The sequence below is a fragment of the Pseudomonas sp. MF06569 genome, assembly GCF_059862735.1.
Window position 1 is genome coordinate 1 of the sequence record NZ_JCBCUZ010000012.1, and the last position, 17,894, is coordinate 17,894.

The window sequence follows — 17,894 nt, forward strand, 5'->3', positions numbered from 1 at the left end:
ACGCAGATGTCGTAACGCCCGCTCCAGCGGCCTGCGGCGATCACATCCCAGGACGGTGTTTCCAGCTTGAGCTTGACCCCCAGGCGCTGCGCCACGGCCTTGGCGACGTCAACGTCAAAGCCGTCCAACTGGTTCTGATCGTTGAGAAAGGAGAATGGCGGATAGCTCTCCATCAGCACGCCCGTCATCTCCCCTTTTTGGGTTACGCGATCCAGGGTGGGGCCCGCAAAAGCCGTTGCACAGGTCGCGAGCAAAGCGAGGCCGAAAGGTAAGAGCGCCGTTGTTTTCAAAGACCAATACTCCAATCATTTCAAAGTCATTTGAATAGATTAAAACGTACTATAAATCTCATTTGTACTTGTTTTATGGAATAAAAACCTCGCTTCGAGCTATATCGAATGACACGGAAACCTCGCCAGACAGCCTGCTCGCTTCGACGCTGGTTTGAGCCGTTAACAGGGCTGGCGTTGAGCCCTCCCCTGGCTTGCCAGCGCGATACGTGTCACACGGATTTTATTTCCATGGCCCGGTGCTATTGCATAACCGCCAGAGTCCGGTAGAACCTTGGTGATCAGCGCAAGAACGTGCAGAGACTTGCCATCGATTTCGGCAATTGAAGGAAAAGCATCATGGATACGGAAAAACTCAAGACGTTGTTGAAACCCTGGCTCTCAGCAGAGACATGGCACAGCGGAGATCAAGTGGACGATCAACGCTTTCACCTGGCGTTAAAAAGCGCATTCGATGAATTTGGCGTACACATCAGTTCAGATGACTTTCAGCAGGCCATTGTGCTTTGCCTGCATGAGTACCGACCGAGGGACGTCACGTCATACGAAAACGATGTCGAAGAGTTCGCGCAACGCGGCGAAGACATCGCCAGCTATCTGACCGACCTCAAGCCACATTGATTCTCCCGCCGCTTCACTGCGCCTGTCGCTCCCGGCACATCGCCGGGAGGTCACACCTCCAATCGGCTATCAAGCGTACCGGCAAGGGACAACGCTTCATCGCCCAACGAGCTGCAAAAGGCGTCGACGAAGCTGGATGAGGGCCGATAATCAGGCTTGATCAACATTACGCGATAGGGAATGGACACGTTGATCGGCCGAATCACCACGCCTCTGCCCGACTCATCCACTGCCGTCAGCGGGTTGATAATCGCCACACCCAATTGCTGCCTGACCATGGCACAGACCGACGCCGCGCTGGTTGTTTCTATGACCGTATGCCGCTCGACCCCGGCCTGGCGAAAGTGCTCATCGAGGGTCTGACGATAGATGTCCTGGCCCGCGAGATTGATGAAGGCCACACCGTGAAAATCCTCCATGACCAGCAGCGGCCTGGCCGCCAACGGGTGGCCCTGGGGCAGTACGCAGACCATGTCGGCGCAAAAGAGCAATTCACCCCGGGTACCCCGGGGCACCTGTTCACCTTCTGTCAATCCGAGGTCGTAGCGCTGGGCGCTGAGTGAGTCTTCCAGCCAGGGGGACTCCTGGGCCGCAATGCTCATACCGATACCGGCATGGTGTTGCTGAAAGCGTTTACACACTTTGGGCAACAGGGTCTGGGAAAAAAGCGGAAGGCAGGTGATGCTCAACTGACCATGCTCGAAGCGACGGATCGAGTGTGCAACGCTGTTGATACGCTCCAGTCCGACATAAGCATGCTCGACCTCGTCGAACAGCATAACGGCCTGACCTGTAGGTATTAACCTGCCCCCCTGCCGCTCAAACAACTTGAGGCCAGTCATACTTTCAAGCCGTGCCAGCTCCCGGCTGACCGTTGGCTGGGAGGTAAACAGCAAGCGGGCTGCAGCGGTGACGCTCCCCGACTGCATGATGGCGCGGAAGACTTCGACATGACGCATAGAAATTCCCACGGCAACCTCAGCCAATGATTCAATGCCCATATCAAAACTGAATCGACCCACAAAGAATAGATATTTTATTGAATGGATCGCGATCGACATGATGGGCTCTCTCAAGACCTCATAGTGATGACCTCCATGCCCAACCTTCCCGTTTTCCAGCAATTGGCCGACATCGCACAACAGCACGGCACCCCGCTGTGGTGCTATGACGCCCAAACCATCAGGGCACGTATCGACCAACTGCAAGGCTTCGATGTGATTCGATATGCGCAAAAAGCCTGCTCCAACCTGCATATTCTGCGACTTATGCGCGAGCAGGGCGTGCGGGTGGATGCCGTATCACTGGGCGAAATAGAGCGGGCACTGCTCGCTGGATACAGCCCTGCCGGCGACCCCGCCGGGATTGTTTTTACCTGTGATCTGTTCGATGAAGCCACCTTGCGGCGCGTTGTCGAACTGAACGTTGAGGTCAACACCGGCTCGATTGATATGCTTCGCCAGCTGGGTGAAAAATCTGCAGGCCACCGGGTATGGCTGCGGATCAATCCGGGATTCGGACACGGGCACAGTCGCAAAACCAATACGGGAGGCAAAAACAGCAAGCATGGAATCTGGCATGACCAGGTGCAGGAGGCACTCGGTGTCATTCGCCACTACGGGCTGAAACTGGTGGGTTTGCACATGCACATCGGCTCTGGCGTGGATTACACCCACCTTGAGCAAGTGAGCAGCGCAATGGTCACGGCTGTAAAGACACTCGACCACGACATTGAGGCTTTCTCCATAGGCGGTGGACTTTCAACGCCCTGTCGCGCGCAAGAAGAGCCGGTGGATATCCAGCGCTATGCACTCACATGGCGCCAGGCCAAACAGAGCATCGAAGACTGGCTCGCCCATCCGATAAGGATGGAGATCGAGCCCGGCCGATTCCTGGTCGCTGAGTCAGGCTATTTGGTCACCGAGGTCCGGGCGGTAAAGCAGATAGACAGTCGACATTTCATTCTGGTGAATGCCGGCTTTAATGACCTGATGCGACCAGCCCTTTATGGCGCCTACCACCACATCACCTTGCTGGACTCCCAAGGCACCCCTATCAGTCGTCCACAACACCTCAGTGTCGTAGGAGGCCCCCTCTGCGAATCCGGTGATGTGTTTACCCAGGATGAACAGGGCATTACGGCACGCTTGCTACCTGAGGCACAGGTGGGAGACTTGCTGATCATCCACGATACAGGCGCATATGGCGCCTCCATGTCATCCAACTACAACAGCCGCACGTTGCTGGCGGAAGTGTTGATCGAGCAAGGGCAAACGACCTTGATTCGACGTGCACAACCATTGTCAGACTTGCTGGCCCTGGAGTTGGGACTTTGAAGCAGCTACACCGGTCAACGTCCTGCACGTGAATGCTGCATGATGACGACCCTGGAAGTGGGCTCACGTGTTGCGACACAGATGCCCGTCGGGGAGTATCAGATTCCGGCAACCAGAGAGACCGCCATGATCCGGCTAGCTGAAGCACACGATGAACCCAACATCCGGGACTGCGCCGAACAGGCTTACGCGCGCTATGTACCAGCGATTGGGCGCAAACCTGCGCCCATGGTTGCTGATTTTGCCGCGCAGATTGCAGCTGGCGCTGTCTACGTTGCGACGGATGAGCACTGCACCTTTCAAGGGTTCGTTGTGTTTCATGCCAGGGAGGAGCATATCCTTCTGGAGAATGTGGCCGTCCTGCCCAGCGCAACCGGACGCGGCGTGGGCAAATCGCTCATTGCCTTTTGTGAAAGCGCCGGCCGCGAGCGCGGCATGCAAACCGTGCAGCTTTATACCAATGTGATGATGGCCGACAATCTGCTGATCTACCCCAAGCTCGGGTATGTAAACGTTGGGCAACGCACTGAAGACGGATTCAAGCGCGTCTATTTCGAAAAGCTGCTCACGCTTCCAGACTCGATCTGACCTGTGCGCCAGCAAACGATCAGGATTCAAATAACTGTTTCGCGGGACTCTGACATTGGAATTAAGACAGCTGCGCTATTTCGTCAAAATCATCGAGCATGGCAGCCTCGGGCGGGCGGCACTGGAACTGGACGTTGGGGTGTCAGCCCTCAGCCAGCAGATCTCCAAGCTGGAAAGCGAGCTGTGCACCCGCCTTCTGAATCGCACCACCACTGGCGTGACGCCGACAAGCGCCGGCCTCGGGTTTTTTCACCACGCCCAACTGACACTGCGCCAAGCGCAAAACGCCATCATGGCCGCCCATCGCGGGCGAATGAGTGGCTACGTGAGCGTGGGCCTGCCGCCCACCACCGCAACCGTTCTTGCCCTGCCGTTGATCAACGCAATGCGTGCCCGGTATCCGGACATACAGCTACATCTGGTAGAAATGCTCTCCGGGCACCTGGCTGCCCAGCTCAACGCCAGACAAATCGACCTGGCCATTCTGTTCCAGCTCGAAGGCGGGAAACGCTGGAGCGTGACGCCCCTTCTGGACGAAAAGCTGTTCGTCATTGCCTCCCCCACTCTGCCCCAGGCTCCGTGTGGCGACAGCGTGCAGTTGGCAGACCTCGGTGGCTTGCCGCTGGTAATGCCCAGTGCACAGCACGGCTTGCGTTCAGGCTTGGTGAACGCGTTCGAGCGGCTCGGGCTAACACCCAATGTCATCATGGAAGTGGACGGTCTTGCGGTTCTGATGAACGCCGTCCGGGCCGGTCATGCTGCGACCATACAACCGGGCGCCGCCGCCGCATTGAAAGACGAGTCTGGACTCTCACTGGTCAGAATTTCCGACCCCCATGTGGGGCGACGCAACCTTCTGGCCACACTGGCTGAAGACGAATTGTCCCCTGCCGCGCTGGCAACCCGGTTGGTCATCGTCGACGTAGCGCGACAACTGGTGGTCGACAAACAGTGGCCAGGCGCAACGTGGATTGAGGAACAGGACCCTTGATTCCCCGTTCAACCTCGAGCTGAGCGGCATCGTGCACCGGTAAGTCTTTAGAAAAACTAAACACCCCGCGCCAAAAGCAGCCTTTCGGCCCTCCACCCTCGCCTCTATCGTGCCCCCAACTCGCAAGGAGCACCTCGTTCCCGCTTCCTTGCAAATCGAGGAGCGATAATGATCGATGTATTAATCGTGGGGGGTGGTAACGCAGCCTTGTGCGCCGCTCTGATGGCGCGAGAAGCTGGCGCCAGCGTGATGCTGCTGGAAGCCTCGGCGAAAATCTGGCGCGGGGGCAACTCCCAACACACCCGCAACCTGCGCTGCATGCACGACGAGCCTCAGGACGTGCTGATCGATGCCTATCCGGAAGAAGAGTACTGGCAAGATCTGTTGAAGGTCACCGGCGGCATTACGGATGAGAAACTCGCGCGCATCGCTATCCGTGCATCCTCCACCTGCCGTGACTGGATGCGCTCCCACGGCGTGCATTTTCAGCCCCCCCTGTCCGGCGCACTGCACGTGGCGCGGACCAATGCTTTTTTCATGGGTGGCGGCAAAGCATTGATCAATGCGTATTACCGCAGCGCCGAACGCCTCGGTGTAAAAATCCGCTACAACGCCCAAGTGACCGACATTGAGCTGGACGACGATAAATTCGTCGCGGCCCACATTGGCGCGCATGAAGTGGATGGCCAGCCTGTGGCGGCTGAACGTATTGAAGCCCGGGCCTGCGTGCTGGCCAGCGGCGGTTTCGAGTCCAACCGTGAGTGGCTCCGCGAAGCGTGGGGGCAGAACGAACGCGGTGAATGGCCGTCCGATAACTTCCTGATCCGCGGGACCCGATTCAATACCGGCATTGTGCTGCGGCGCATGCTTGATCTCGGCGCCGATGTCATCGGTGATCCGACCCAGGCCCACATGGTAGCAATTGATGCCCGCGCGCCCCTGTATGACGGCGGTATCTGCACACGCATCGACTGCGTTTCGCTGGGGGTGGTGGTCAATCGCGAGGGCGAACGCTTCTATGACGAGGGCGAGGATTTCTGGCCCAAGCGCTATGCGATCTGGGGGCGCCTGGTTGCCGGACAACCGGGTCAGCAGGCGTACTCCATCATCGATCAGCAAGCCATCGGGCGCTTCATGCCGCCCGTCTTCCCCGGAACCACGGCCAATACCCTGCAGGACCTGGCCCGCCAGCTGAAGCTGCCTCAGGAACAATTCGTCAAGACCGTCGAGGACTACAACAACGCCTGTCGCGTCGGCACTTTCGACCACACCGCGCTGGACGACTGTCACACCCAGGGGCTGACACCTGCCAAGACCCATTGGGCCCGGCCGCTGGTCAAACCCCCTTTTTATGCCTACCCGCTGAAACCGGGTGTCACGTTCACCTACCTGGGCCTTGCAACCGACCACACCGCCGCCGTGCATTTCAACGGCAAGGCGAGCCCCAACCTGTTCGTGGCCGGAGAAATGATGGCCGGCAATGTACTGGGCAAGGGATACACCGCCGGCATAGGCATGGCCATTGGCACTGCATTCGGCCGTATAGCCGGTGCACAAGCGGCTGCCTCGGTGGGCTTTGGCGCTTTATCTGCGAACACGGAGTCTCGACATGCAACTGTTTGATCCCACGGCGTCGGGCGGTCTGATCCCGATCCTGAACCTTGACGAAAGTGAAGTCCAGCGGCAGATGAGCATTTGTAATGCCTGTCGTTATTGCGAGGGCTTCTGCGCGGTTTTCCCGGCAATGACACGCCGTCTGGAGTTCACCCAGGCAGACATCCATTACCTGGCGAACCTGTGCCATAACTGCGGCGCATGTCTGCACGCCTGTCAGTACGCTGCCCCCCATGAATTCGAGGTCAATGTCCCGAAAGCCATGGCCAAGGTACGCCTTGATACCTACGCCGAATACGCGTGGCCACGCGCGATGGGCAAGTTGTATCAGCGCAACGGTCTGACGCTGGCACTGGCGTCGGGAGCGGGCCTGGCATTCTTTCTATGCCTGACCCTGATGATCATGGGCAACCTGTTCACCGCCATTCCTGGAGGTAACTTCTACGGGATTTTCCCGCACAACACCCTGGCGTTGATGTTTGGCGCGGTGTTCGGTTTTGCGGTACTTGCGCTGACCCTGGGTGTAAGGCGCTTCTGGCACAACATCTCACCACCCACTGCCTCCCTGCCGTTAAAAACCTCTGCGGCGCTGGAGGCGACGGCCAACGTTGCACAACTCAAATACCTGGACGGCGGCCATGGCCAAGGCTGCAACAACGCCGACGATAAATTCACCCTGTGGCGCCGGCGGTTTCACCACCTCACCTTCTACGGCTTCCTGTTGTGCTTCGCAGCAACCGGTGTCGCCACGCTTTATCACTATCTGCTGAAGTGGTCGGCGCCTTATCCGGTGTCCAGCCTGCCCGTGATGCTGGGCATTGCCGGCGGCATAGGCCTGCTGATCGGCCCCGCAGGCCTGCTTTGGTTGAACCTGCGCCGCAATCCGGCCCACGGCGACGTGAATCAAAAACCCATGGACCTGGGCTTCATCGCCCTGCTGTTTCTGGTCAGCGCAAGCGGCCTGGCGCTCCTGGCGTTGCGCGAAACCAGCGCACTGGGCTTGACGCTGGCTATCCATCTCGGACTGGTCATGGCGTTTTTCCTGACCATGCCCTACAGCAAGTTCGCCCATGGAATTTTCCGCAGCGCAGCACTGCTCAAACACGCCATCGAAAAGCGTCAACCCAACCCGATTAACGCCGGCAGCGACTGACGGTCAGGTCACTCATTCCAATAACAATAGTGAGCACAACGGTAGCCATGATGAAAACTACAACGACAACACCCCGCGCCAAGGGGTCCAAACTGGGCGCCATCTTGCGGGTCACCAGCGGCAACTTTCTCGAACAGTTCGACTTCTTCTTGTTCGGGTTTTATGCGACCTACATCTCCCGGACTTTCTTTCCCGCCACCAGCGAATTCGCCTCGCTCATGATGACTTTTGCCGTGTTCGGCTCCGGCTTCCTGATGCGTCCGCTGGGTGCGATTGTGCTGGGGGCTTACATCGACAAGGTTGGCCGGCGCAAAGGGCTCATCGTGACGTTGTCGATCATGGCAGCCGGTACCGTATTGATCGCCCTGGTGCCGGGCTATGCCAGCATTGGCATAGCGGCACCGATTCTGGTGCTGTTGGGCAGGCTGCTGCAGGGCTTCTCCGCCGGTGCGGAAATGGGTGGCGTTTCTGTGTACCTCGCGGAAATTGCCACACCCGGTCACACCGGTTTTTACACCAGTTGGCAATCCGCCAGTCAGCAAGTTGCAATCGTCGTCGCAGCTGCGTTGGGCTACACCATCAACGCCACCCTGCAAGCCGCTGAAATCGCCGACTGGGGCTGGCGTATTCCGTTCTTCATTGGCTGCGTGATCATCCCGTTCATTTTCATTATTCGCCGCTCACTGGAAGAAACCGAAGCCTTCACGGCACGCCACCATCGTCCAACGACCCGCGAGGTTTTTCGCTCGATGCGTGACAACTGGCGCACCGTGCTGGCAGGCGGTTTGCTGGCGTCCATGACCACAACCACGTTCTACCTGATCACGGTTTACACCCCTACGTTTGGCAGAACCGTACTGAACCTGAGCACCACTGACAGCCTGGTGGTGACTCTGCTGGTCGGCATCAGCAACTTCTTCTGGCTGCCTATCGGTGGCGCACTGTCTGACCGTATCGGTCGTCGGCCTCTGTTGCTGGCGATTTCCTTACTGTGCATCTTCACCGCCTACCCGGCCATGCACTGGCTGGCAGAAGCCGCCAGCTTCGAACGACTGCTTGCCGTTCTGCTGTACTTCTCATTCTTCTTCGGTATTTACAACGGCGCCATGGTCGCGGCACTGACCGAAGTGATGCCGCAAAATGTGCGTGTGGTGGGGTTCTCCCTGGCCTTCAGTCTGGCGACTGCGGTATTTGGCGGCTTCACCCCGGCAATCTCGACCCTGCTTGTCCAGGCCACCGGGGATAAAGCTTCGCCTGCGTACTGGCTGATGTTCGCGGCAGTGTGCGGATTTACCGCGACAACGATTCTGTATCGTCGGCAAAAAACCCTAGCGGTCAGCGCCGTATAACAGAGGCTCGCTACGTGTCACTCAGTCACGGCGTGAGTTGGGTCTGAGTGACACAAGGTCAGTTAGCGCTTTTCGTTGCGGGCAGGCGCTTCTCCATCGGCTGATAGACCAGCCCGGCGAACTCCCCCACGTCCCCTGCGAGGCTGAATCCGTAGCTTTCGTAGGCAGTTACCGAAGACAGCGATGCTCTGACGGTTACGGCTTCACCTCTGGCCTGCTCCAGTGCCGCGCTCATCAGGCGCATGCCGATGCCCCGACGCTGCCATCCCGGGGCGACAAACAGCATCGCCACGTGGCGTCCTTCCTTCAGCTCGATCAGCCCCGCTAACGCTCCATCAGCGACACAGACAAGCATCAGGTTGTCGCCCTCCATGCGGTCGGAAAACGCCTGCACTGCGGCCACTCTGGCGAAGGTTTCAACACCCTGTGCCGACAACGAAGGCGCAACCGCCAACATGAACGCCTCCAGGCACAGGGCGCTGACGCGAGGCAGGTCATCGTGGGTCAGTTTGCGTATCTGCATAGCTGCTCATCCGGGGCAGTATCAACCTTGCTCTTGGGTTAACCCGCCAGCTCCAACGCTGAAAAAAGGCTTACATATTCCAGTGACAGTTTATGCCGCGGCGCCAGATGAATCATAGGCACGGAGGCTTCATGGGATTCACGCATTTTGATGGTGCTGCTCAAGTAATTGGGCAACACAGGCATGCCCTCGGCGATCAATTCGTCAATAAGCATCCGGTGCAAGCTGGCGCGCCCTACGAACTGGTTGACCACCACGCCCTCGACGACCAGCGACTCATTGTGGTCCGCTTGAAGCTCGGCCACTTGAGCGATGACGCTGTAGAGCGCCTGCCGGGAAAACTTGTCGCAATCGAAAGGAATCAACACCCGGTCGGCGGCGATCAGCGCACTGTATGAATAGAAATTGAGGGTCGGCGGCGTATCGATATAAATACGCTCGTAATCCTGGGAAAGCTCCACCAACAAGCGGCGCAGTTTGTTGACCTTGAATTTCGACTCCAGTTTTGACTGGAGTTCAGCAAGCTCACTGTTCGCGGTGACCAGATGCAGGTTGTCATAGTGCGTTTCAGTGATGGCGACTCGATTCTTTTTGCTGGCCGGGCCGCTGGAGAGGGTTTGCTTGAAAAAATCAGCGATCCCCATAGGGATATCATCACCTGCCAGCCCCGTCAGATACTGGGTGGCGTTAGCCTGATGATCGAGATCCACCAGAAGTGTGCGATAGCCTTCAGCAGCACTCACAGCGGCTAGATTGCAGGCAATGCTGGATTTCCCAACGCCCCCTTTCAGATTGAATACAGCTCGGCGCATGAGACAGATACCTTGAGAAAATCCTCCCCTGATAATAAGAATGAAATATTTCAGTAATGTTTCTACGCGACAAAATGTTTCAAGTATAAGACAGGCATCGCTCCGACTTCTTAGCTCGGGGTTCGGCTTTCTGGTTTGTGTTTTTGAACTTTTTCAGGAGTGCTATACCTAATCGCTCGCTCAATATTTTTATCAACGTCATGGAGACACTCGCTAATGCTTACTGCAAAACTGCTGCGTCACACCTGTGCCCTAGCGCTGTTCAGCGCACCACTGGCAGTGATGGCCGCCCCAAGCACCGACCCTCTCTTCACCATCGGTTTACTGGGTTCCTACAGCACGTTCGAGTTCGAAGGCGGTAGCAAGTCCGACAAGGAACATTTGGCCCAGGGTGGCGTGTTCGCCAACTATGGCAACAAGATGACCGCCGAATCCGGCTTCATTTACCAGCTCGGTGGTGAAGTCAAATACAGCAAGAAAAATGACGACAAGCTCAAGGAAGCCCAGGCCGATCTCGACCTTGGCTGGCGCGCCGCGCTGGATGCGCGCAACTTCGTCGACGTGATTGTCGGCGGCGGTTACAACTGGACCCGTTTCGAGCCCGAAATCAACAATCTCGACACAAAGCTGACCCTTAAATCGCCATTTGCCAAGGTTGCACTGGGTTACAACCACCAGTTCGACACCTCGACCCTGCGCGCAGAAGTGGGTGTCCACCGCTCGATCGATGGCCGCGCACGCCTGAAAGTCGACGACTTCGGCAGCGACAGCGTCGACATGAAAGACCGTACCAACCCGTACGCAGAAGTGTCGCTGCTGATGAACCAGAACGGTGACATGCCGATCAACGCGGGCGTGTACTACACCCGTACCGAGTACAAGATCGACGAAGATTCGCCGGTTGCCGACAACACCAAACTCAAGCGTGACGAGTTCGGCGTGAAGGTCGGTCTGGCGTTCTGATCCAACCCGGCAGGCCCCGTCGCTGACGGGGCCTGCACCAGCCGCAGCGCCCTCGCCGCTGTGTGCGTGACACCTTTTCAGACCGAGCATTCTTCTGGGTCAATGCGCCCAAAGACCTAACAGCATTCGCCTCGACCGACATAAGTAAGGATCACTATGTTCCGTAACGGTCAGATCATCACCTTCCCGGCCCTGGTCGCAACGGTATTGTTGCTTACCGGTTGCCCGCCTTCAGCCGAGTTCACGCAGTGGCAACGCACTTCTACTTCCGTAGACGGTGTTAAAGCGGCCATGGCAGAGTGTGGGAACCCTGTAGAACGCTCATTGGACCGTTTACCGACAAACGAACGGGTGCTTCAATTCCAGTGCATGCAACGCCTGGGTTTTACGCGCAAAGACGGGTTTGAATTTTGTGACGTCATGAACAATGTTCCAGCCTGCGTAGAAGAAAGAAATGGTCATCCACTTGGCTTGTCCCAACTTGAAGCATTGCCGTTCGAAGCCGATGAAGGCTTCTATCCTATAAAACCCGATTCTGGCCGGTATGAATATATGCAAGTCTCCTGGCGAAAAGCCGGCGCGTCACTCCACTTCTCGATGCAACATGCCAATAACCAGGAAGCACTACCCGTCATGTACGCCTGCGGATATCCGAAACCACTCGGGTCGAACCTTGAAGTTGCCAGCATCGGACGCACTGCCAAAGTGCAACGCTGCATGATTGATCACGGATTCGAACCGAAGGACAAAATGATGCTGGTGTGTCGGCCATACCCCACAGTGACTGGTTGTAAAGGCAGCGTTGAGAACAGTGGCTGATTTTATGATGCCTTCTATCCCGCCCCTTCTGGCTTGATCCGGATTATCCATTGGCGCGCTCAGCACCGGTGTCAGATTCAGTTGTTGCCATGGAATCGACATATGCGTCCCTTACGAACAGGCCCGCACAAGGCGGGCCCGGGGGCATCACGTGATGATTTTCAAACAGGCATTCAAACGCTGGGTTTTAGAAAAAACTCACTGTCGAAGGCTTCAACAACAGGTATCGCAACACGCAATCGACGGTGGCCCTCTTCGCTAAGTGAAACCAGGTTTGCGCGCTGGTCGTGCGGGTTTGTTTGCTTCTCAATAAGCCCGTCCTTTTCCAGACGAGAAATGATTTGCGAAATATGCATGCGATCCATGCCGGTAAAACTGGCAATGCCATGTTGAGTAATCGGCTCGCCCTCTCTTGTCAGCCAGCCACTTACAGCCAGGATGGCGAACTGTGGCTGGGTAAGACCCAAAGGTTTCAAGCGAGCGTTGAGTTGACGCTGCCAGTCTAAAAAGTCACGCCAAAGCCGAAATCCAGGGCTGTCGTTTGGTCCTGCAAAGACGGAACCACCCCAGCGCCCCTCGACACCATCCTGATTAGCACTCACGGGAAACGTACCTGCGCTTCACAAGACTTCTTGAGCCCCTGCATTGTGTTGGGCATCGATGCCTGGATTGATCTACCGACCAGGTATCGAAACAGAAAACTCAGCGGCCCGCAGAATTCAACCCAGTGGGTTGCGACAGTGCCCCCCTCCACTTCGGTAAGCAGGTGTCCGAATTCCATGCGGCATAAAGGCATACGGCTTTGCACCGAAAACGACTTGCCCTCGGTCATTTCGACAATCTGAATGTTGGCCTTGGGCCCCACCCTTGGCTTAAGCCAGCCTTTGGCGCCCAACTCAAGACCGCCGGGCAAGCTTGCATTGCTCACCTCTGGGTCCCAATCGGCCCAGCCCGCCGCATCTTTATACAAACGGAACACTTGCGCGGGGGTCGATCTAATCTCAATAGACTCTTTGATTTCCATGGCCTTTGCCTTGTGTCAGTCACATTAAAATAATTGTAAATGCATTTACAATTAAACACCATAGGCCCTGATCTGGCATAGAGAACACTGTCGAAATTCTCAAAATTCAGTACCCAAAGCTGGACTGCATGCTCATCGCTGACCCGAGTACGATCAGCACACCCTTGCGGTACGGATAAGGCTCGACCAAAGAACAATGGGTCACGCGGACACGAAGATGACCATTCACCTATAACAAGCCATTGAAGCATTTCTCCCGGCCCGACTATTCAAAAACAACGTCTTCTCCATGCAAAAGCTTATTCATCAGCTTTGACAGTAGTTTCATAAATACCAGTCAACACAAAGATATAGGATTATTCTTCAAGCTCACACTAGAGTGGCTTATCCAAATATCGCATAAATAGAAACTTGCAAGCCTTTATCGATGATCTACACTGAGCGCTCACCTTACCTCCAGCCAAGTCGACCATCCCTGTATCAAAAAACCAGGACACTAGAGCATCACAACGGAGATACATCAACATGGAAGTTTATGGCGAATTTATATTCAATCAAAACCAAGATACTGAGCTTGAGCGATTGAATCATATAACAACTGCATTTGACCCTATTACAAAAGAACACATATCCAACCTCAACCTTCCTTTCAATTCAAGATGTCTAGATATCGGCTCAGGCACAGGAAGCATCGCTTCATGGCTCTCAGTCTGTTCCCAGCAAAGAAATTTCGAGGTACTTGCATTAGATCGAGACGGACAATTCTTACCAAAGCAAGCTTCGCACCCTAAAAATCTTACGACTCTGAAATCAGATATATCCACGACCACCTCACTAGGTGGATTTGATTTAATTCACGCACGCCTCGTCCTAATCCACCTTCGCGACCGATCAGAAGTATTAGAAAAACTTGTATCATGGTTAAAACCTGGCGGATGGATCATCCTGTCTGAGTTTATTGACCACAGCACGATGAAACCACTACCGTCAGCCTATAGCAAAACCATGCAAACCATGTGGGAGGTTTTATATAAAACCATAGGCACAGACCGTAATTGGGGCAATACACTATCAAATAAATTCAACACCCTTGGCTTGAAACAGCTTGGTAGTTCATTACATTACCCACCACTAAATAATGGATCGCCCATTTCAGCCTTTTGGTGCCTAACCTGGATGCAGATGAAACAACACTTACTGTCTACAGGCGCTCTAAATATGGCTACCTATACGGAAGCTATAAACAACCTCAGCGCAGGCGAGGTTGTGGATTTACCCCCAGGATTGATCACATGTTGGGGGCAGCGGTGATACTGGCGACTCAGACAGAGCGATTCAGGAATTGCGAATACAGGCGGCTTACTCATTTCAAAATGCTCCCATAGAGTTGGCCCGGCCGGTGATTCGAATTAGTCCGCACCCCGGTACTTGGAACCCTCGCCGGGCACGGTACTGCGGTCTCACTTCAGAGAGAAATCACTTGTTCAGCCGTTCGGCCAGTCGAGTCATCAGATCCATGCGTTCATGCAAAATCGCCACGATCAAAGCAGGGGCACCTTCACGTGGCAGGGCAAAAGCATAATGGTGTTCGCAGTGCGCCATCAGCAACTTCGGGTAGAGGTCGCTCAAGTCCCTGTACGCGCCTTGATGGGCGGCAAGACGAGCAATGCCGCGTTCAAGTCTGCCGATATAAACGCGCACCTGCTGGTCACTCCACTGCTGGCGCGTGTAGCGGATGATCTCGCGCAAGTCGGCTTCAGCTTCAAGCGTAAGAACGTAAGCGCCGGTCAAACCCGGTTTTCTCCGGACAGCTCTTCGTCAAGGATGTCACCAATGCTCCTGCCTGAAACCTTGCCCGCCAAGCCATCATTGATACGGGCGGTCAGTACGCCTTTGAGCTCTTGCCAAGCCGGATCATTGTCAACATTGCCCGGAAACAAACGCTCGATGGCGTATTGCTTGATCGTCTTGCCCTGCAAGGCGGCCAACGCTTTCAAGCTCTGATGCTGCTGCTCGGATATGTCTATGGTCAGGCGGCTCATGTGGCAACTCCATGGGTGATCTACACCCTCATATTGGCACAAATGTGGGAATGTGGGCTTTCTACTGGACGATCGGGTTTTTGCCCGATTAACACTGGCAGTGTTGGCCGCGTGACTATATAGGCAGCAGAATTGCTGATGGGCCACGCGAACGCGAAGAAGACCAAACACTATCAGGATGGGCACACAGAGAAAGGTATCGAGTACCTGGAGGTGGAAGCTGATCTGGCGTTCTGAGGTGGGGGTTTGCAAATAGCAGACAACAAAAAAGGGCCCACCTTTCGGTGAGCCCTTCTAGACCGCCCAGCAGAGCGGATTTTGTTTGGTAGGCGCGATTGGACTCGAACCAACGACCCCCACCATGTCAAGGTGGTGCTCTAACCAACTGAGCTACGTGCCTGCTGTGGGGTCGCATTCTATAGATTTGCGGAGGGGTGTCAACACCTTTTTTGCAGCTAACCCTATGAATAGTCGAATTTTTTATTTTTCCCGCAAAAAAGCTCATTCGCCAGTGGCTGGCGGGGGGATTTCAACTCAGGTAGCATCGGTTTCACTCGTAAAAAATATAAAACAGAGGCTGCAGAATGTCGAACACTCACTATCCCCAGTCCTACTATGCGGCTTCAGCTAATCCGACTCCTGAGCGCCCTGCCCTGCAGGGCGAGGTTGAGGTGGACGTCTGTGTAATCGGCGCCGGCTACACCGGGCTGTCGAGTGCGCTGTTTTTGCTGGAGGCCGGTTTCTCGGTCGCCGTGCTGGAGGCCGCGAAGGTGGGGTTCGGTGCCTCGGGGCGCAATGGCGGCCAGATCGTTAACAGCTACAGCCGCGATATCGATGTGATCGAGCGCACGGTGGGAGCCAAGCAGGCACAACTGCTGGGGAATATGGCCTTCGAAGGCGGCAAGATTATTAGCGAACGCGTGGCCAAGTATCAGATCCAGTGCGATTTGAAAGACGGCGGTGTGTTTGCTGCGATTACTGGCAAGCAGATGGGTCATCTGGAAGCTCAAAAGAAGCTCTGGGAACGCTATGGCAATACGTCCCTGGAACTGCTGGATCAGCGCCGGATTCGTGAAGTGGTTGCCTGCGACCAGTATCAGGGCGGGCTGCTGGACATGAGCGGCGGGCATATCCACCCGCTCAACCTGGCGCTGGGTGAAGCGGCCGCGGTCGAGTCCCTGGGCGGCAAGATTTACGAGCAGTCACCAGCGATTCGCATAGAGCGCGGCGCCAATCCTGTGGTGCATACGCCCCAGGGCAAGGTCCGGGCCAAGTTCATCATCGTTGCGGGCAATGCCTACCTGGGCAATCTGGTGCCCGAACTGGCGTCAAAATCCATGCCCTGCGGTACGCAGGTGATCACGACCGAGCCGCTGAGCGAAGAGCTGGCAAAAACGCTGCTGCCCCAGGACTACTGCGTCGAAGACTGCAATTACCTGCTCGACTACTATCGCCTGTCCGGTGACAAGCGCCTGATCTTTGGTGGTGGCGTGGTGTATGGCGCGCGGGACCCCGCCAATATCGAGGCGATTATCCGGCCAAAAATGCTCAAGGCCTTCCCGCAACTCAAGGACGTGAAGATTGATTACGCCTGGACGGGTAACTTCCTGCTGACGCTGTCGCGCCTGCCTCAGGTCGGCCGCATCGGTGACAACATTTATTACTCGCAAGGTTGCAGTGGCCACGGAGTGACGTATACCCACCTGGCCGGCAAGGTACTGGCCGAAGCCCTGCGCGGCCAGGCCGAGCGCTTTGACGCCTTTGCCGACTTGCCTCACTACCCGTTCCCTGGCGGGCAACTGCTGCGTACGCCGCTGACCGCCTTGGGTGCGTGGTACTACAGCCTGCGGGACAAGTTCGGCTTCTAACTAGTTGTGCGACCCCAGAGTCTTGATGGCCGTGGCCCCTGCCTGCTCCTGACCGGAGCGGGACAGGTCATTGGCCACTTTCAACCAGCGCGCCTTGTCTACATTGGCTGGCAATTGTGTCGGCGACAGGATCAACACTGCCCAGCCCCCGGCATCCTTCCAGGCTGACTCGAATGCCTTGAAGTCCATCACGCGTCGACGCTCCATGCCTGCCCGCAACAACACCGTACCCTTGGCGCGGTTGTAACCCACCAGCATCGCGTAGCGCGGCTCTGACCAGAGCATTCCGTCGCTGAAGCGCACCATGACCGGATAACCGGCTGCTACTTGGGCCAATAACGCCGACAGGGATGTATCCAGCGGGTACACCATCAACCCGTAGCCAGCGGCCAGTTGTTCTATGTTGCCTTGCAACGACGCCTCGCCGCCCGGCAGTTTCAGCGGCTTGACCAAAAGGCCCGGGGTGATTCTGATCCGTTGCTCACCGAGCATCCCGGCCAGTGTCTGCGGAGCGCCTTGATTGGCGTTACCGCGAAAAAAGGGAACGCCATTGAGCTCGACGCGTTCCGGCAAACGCCGAAACTCGGGCGACTCGACACTGGCACACCCCGCCATCGCCAACACAAACAACGCTGCCAGCCACATTCGTGCTGATCTCAATCCAGTCACAGCCTGCATATTCCCTCGCCTTGAATGAACGCCAGACCGCAAGGCCTGCCATGGCCGTCGATCATAGGGCGCCAATTAGGCAAGGTATAGCCTTAAGCCACAGCCCAATCGACGTGATAGAGCAAATCGGTTAGTCCAGCACGACCTTCGGTCAATAGACTGCAACACTGCACAGACTAGACTGTCCCTTGCTTAGTGTGTGTTTGAGCCCGTAGGGGACAAAGGAGGCACT

The 17,894-nt window shown here is 56.2% G+C and carries 20 protein-coding genes and 1 tRNA gene; 11 read left to right on the forward strand and 10 right to left on the reverse strand.

The genetic code is table 11. The features are described 5' to 3' along the window. A partial coding sequence (locus AC19YQ_RS13145) for a transporter substrate-binding domain-containing protein (RefSeq protein ID WP_500595271.1) occupies positions 1–290 on the reverse strand: 290 nt, incomplete at its 3' end. A gap of 339 nt (positions 291–629) precedes the next feature. Between AC19YQ_RS13145 and AC19YQ_RS13150 the strand changes: the two genes are divergently transcribed. Continuing rightward, the gene (locus tag AC19YQ_RS13150; RefSeq protein ID WP_133077248.1) at positions 630–911 is read left to right on the forward strand and encodes a hypothetical protein; all 282 of its coding nucleotides are present in this window, start codon (positions 630–632) and stop codon (positions 909–911) included. 50 nt (positions 912–961) lie between these two features. On the opposite strand, the gene AC19YQ_RS13155 is transcribed toward AC19YQ_RS13150, so the two are convergent. Then, positions 962–1,882 carry a LysR family transcriptional regulator gene (locus AC19YQ_RS13155; RefSeq protein WP_500595272.1) on the reverse strand — a complete coding sequence of 307 codons (921 nt, stop codon included), beginning with the start codon at positions 1,880–1,882 and terminating at the stop codon, positions 962–964. A gap of 126 nt (positions 1,883–2,008) precedes the next feature. On the opposite strand from AC19YQ_RS13155, the gene lysA reads away from it, so the two are divergent. From lysA to AC19YQ_RS13185, 6 genes are all read left to right on the forward strand, one after another. Then, positions 2,009–3,247: a diaminopimelate decarboxylase gene (gene lysA, locus AC19YQ_RS13160; RefSeq protein WP_500595273.1), complete on the forward strand. Its 1,239-nt coding sequence runs from the start codon at positions 2,009–2,011 to the stop codon at positions 3,245–3,247. 126 nt (positions 3,248–3,373) lie between these two features. Then, on the forward strand, positions 3,374–3,835 hold the full coding sequence (locus AC19YQ_RS13165; RefSeq protein WP_500595325.1) for a GNAT family N-acetyltransferase: 462 nt from the start codon (positions 3,374–3,376) through the stop codon (positions 3,833–3,835). A 55-nt stretch (positions 3,836–3,890) separates the two neighbouring features. Then, the gene (locus tag AC19YQ_RS13170; protein WP_500595274.1) at positions 3,891–4,826 is read left to right on the forward strand and encodes a LysR family transcriptional regulator; all 936 of its coding nucleotides are present in this window, start codon (positions 3,891–3,893) and stop codon (positions 4,824–4,826) included. Between the two features lie 168 nt (positions 4,827–4,994). Continuing rightward, positions 4,995–6,449, forward strand: a complete 1,455-nt coding sequence (gene tcuA, locus AC19YQ_RS13175) for an FAD-dependent tricarballylate dehydrogenase TcuA (RefSeq protein WP_500595275.1) — start codon at positions 4,995–4,997, stop codon at positions 6,447–6,449. Beyond that, the gene (gene tcuB / locus AC19YQ_RS13180) at positions 6,436–7,593 is read left to right on the forward strand and encodes a tricarballylate utilization 4Fe-4S protein TcuB (RefSeq protein WP_500595276.1); all 1,158 of its coding nucleotides are present in this window, start codon (positions 6,436–6,438) and stop codon (positions 7,591–7,593) included. Before tcuA ends, tcuB begins: the two co-directional genes overlap by 14 nt. Before the next feature lie 47 nt (positions 7,594–7,640). Continuing rightward, positions 7,641–8,942 carry an MFS transporter gene (locus AC19YQ_RS13185; RefSeq protein WP_500595277.1) on the forward strand — a complete coding sequence of 434 codons (1,302 nt, stop codon included), beginning with the start codon at positions 7,641–7,643 and terminating at the stop codon, positions 8,940–8,942. Positions 8,943–9,000: 58 nt separating this feature from the next. Here AC19YQ_RS13185 and AC19YQ_RS13190 read toward each other — a convergent pair whose 3' ends face one another. Together AC19YQ_RS13190 and AC19YQ_RS13195 are read right to left on the reverse strand one after the other, a co-directional pair. After that, a complete protein-coding gene (locus tag AC19YQ_RS13190) occupies positions 9,001–9,465 on the reverse strand; it encodes a GNAT family N-acetyltransferase (RefSeq protein ID WP_500595278.1) in 465 nt (154 codons plus the stop codon). Between the two features lie 38 nt (positions 9,466–9,503). Continuing rightward, entirely contained in the window at positions 9,504–10,277 is a 774-nt protein-coding gene (locus tag AC19YQ_RS13195; RefSeq protein ID WP_500595279.1) for a ParA family protein, read from the reverse strand. Positions 10,278–10,493: 216 nt separating this feature from the next. Here AC19YQ_RS13195 and AC19YQ_RS13200 point away from each other — a divergent pair, with 216 nt between their 5' ends. Continuing rightward, on the forward strand, positions 10,494–11,240 hold the full coding sequence (locus AC19YQ_RS13200) for a hypothetical protein (protein ID WP_500595280.1): 747 nt from the start codon (positions 10,494–10,496) through the stop codon (positions 11,238–11,240). A 156-nt stretch (positions 11,241–11,396) separates the two neighbouring features. Continuing rightward, entirely contained in the window at positions 11,397–12,059 is a 663-nt protein-coding gene (locus AC19YQ_RS13205) for a hypothetical protein (protein WP_339473953.1), read from the forward strand. Positions 12,060–12,232: 173 nt separating this feature from the next. Here the strand turns inward: AC19YQ_RS13205 and AC19YQ_RS13210 are convergent, their stop codons facing one another. Both AC19YQ_RS13210 and AC19YQ_RS13215 read right to left on the reverse strand, forming a co-directional pair. Continuing rightward, positions 12,233–12,661 carry a MarR family winged helix-turn-helix transcriptional regulator gene (locus tag AC19YQ_RS13210; RefSeq protein WP_500595281.1) on the reverse strand — a complete coding sequence of 143 codons (429 nt, stop codon included), beginning with the start codon at positions 12,659–12,661 and terminating at the stop codon, positions 12,233–12,235. Next, a complete protein-coding gene (locus AC19YQ_RS13215) occupies positions 12,658–13,083 on the reverse strand; it encodes an SRPBCC family protein (protein WP_500595282.1) in 426 nt (141 codons plus the stop codon). Before AC19YQ_RS13215 ends, AC19YQ_RS13210 begins: the two co-directional genes overlap by 4 nt. Positions 13,084–13,608: 525 nt before the next feature. On the opposite strand from AC19YQ_RS13215, the gene AC19YQ_RS13220 reads away from it, so the two are divergent. Then, positions 13,609–14,394 carry a class I SAM-dependent methyltransferase gene (locus AC19YQ_RS13220; protein WP_500595283.1) on the forward strand — a complete coding sequence of 262 codons (786 nt, stop codon included), beginning with the start codon at positions 13,609–13,611 and terminating at the stop codon, positions 14,392–14,394. Positions 14,395–14,559: 165 nt separating this feature from the next. Here the strand turns inward: AC19YQ_RS13220 and AC19YQ_RS13225 are convergent, their stop codons facing one another. From AC19YQ_RS13225 to AC19YQ_RS13235, 3 genes are all read right to left on the reverse strand, one after another. After that, on the reverse strand, positions 14,560–14,874 hold the full coding sequence (locus AC19YQ_RS13225) for a type II toxin-antitoxin system RelE/ParE family toxin (protein ID WP_339473958.1): 315 nt from the start codon (positions 14,872–14,874) through the stop codon (positions 14,560–14,562). Beyond that, the gene (locus AC19YQ_RS13230) at positions 14,871–15,125 is read right to left on the reverse strand and encodes a type II TA system antitoxin, ParD family (RefSeq protein ID WP_339473959.1); all 255 of its coding nucleotides are present in this window, start codon (positions 15,123–15,125) and stop codon (positions 14,871–14,873) included. Before AC19YQ_RS13230 ends, AC19YQ_RS13225 begins: the two co-directional genes overlap by 4 nt. A 323-nt stretch (positions 15,126–15,448) precedes the next feature. Next, positions 15,449–15,525: transfer RNA gene (locus AC19YQ_RS13235), tRNA-Val, on the reverse strand. A gap of 184 nt (positions 15,526–15,709) precedes the next feature. Between AC19YQ_RS13235 and AC19YQ_RS13240 the strand changes: the two genes are divergently transcribed. Then, positions 15,710–16,993, forward strand: coding sequence for an NAD(P)/FAD-dependent oxidoreductase (locus AC19YQ_RS13240; protein WP_500595284.1), 1,284 nt, complete (start codon positions 15,710–15,712; stop codon positions 16,991–16,993). Here the strand turns inward: AC19YQ_RS13240 and AC19YQ_RS13245 are convergent, their stop codons facing one another. Then, positions 16,994–17,671, reverse strand: coding sequence for a peptidase C39 family protein (locus tag AC19YQ_RS13245; protein ID WP_500595285.1), 678 nt, complete (start codon positions 17,669–17,671; stop codon positions 16,994–16,996). It lies immediately after the preceding gene. Positions 17,672–17,894: the final 223 nt, after the last annotated feature.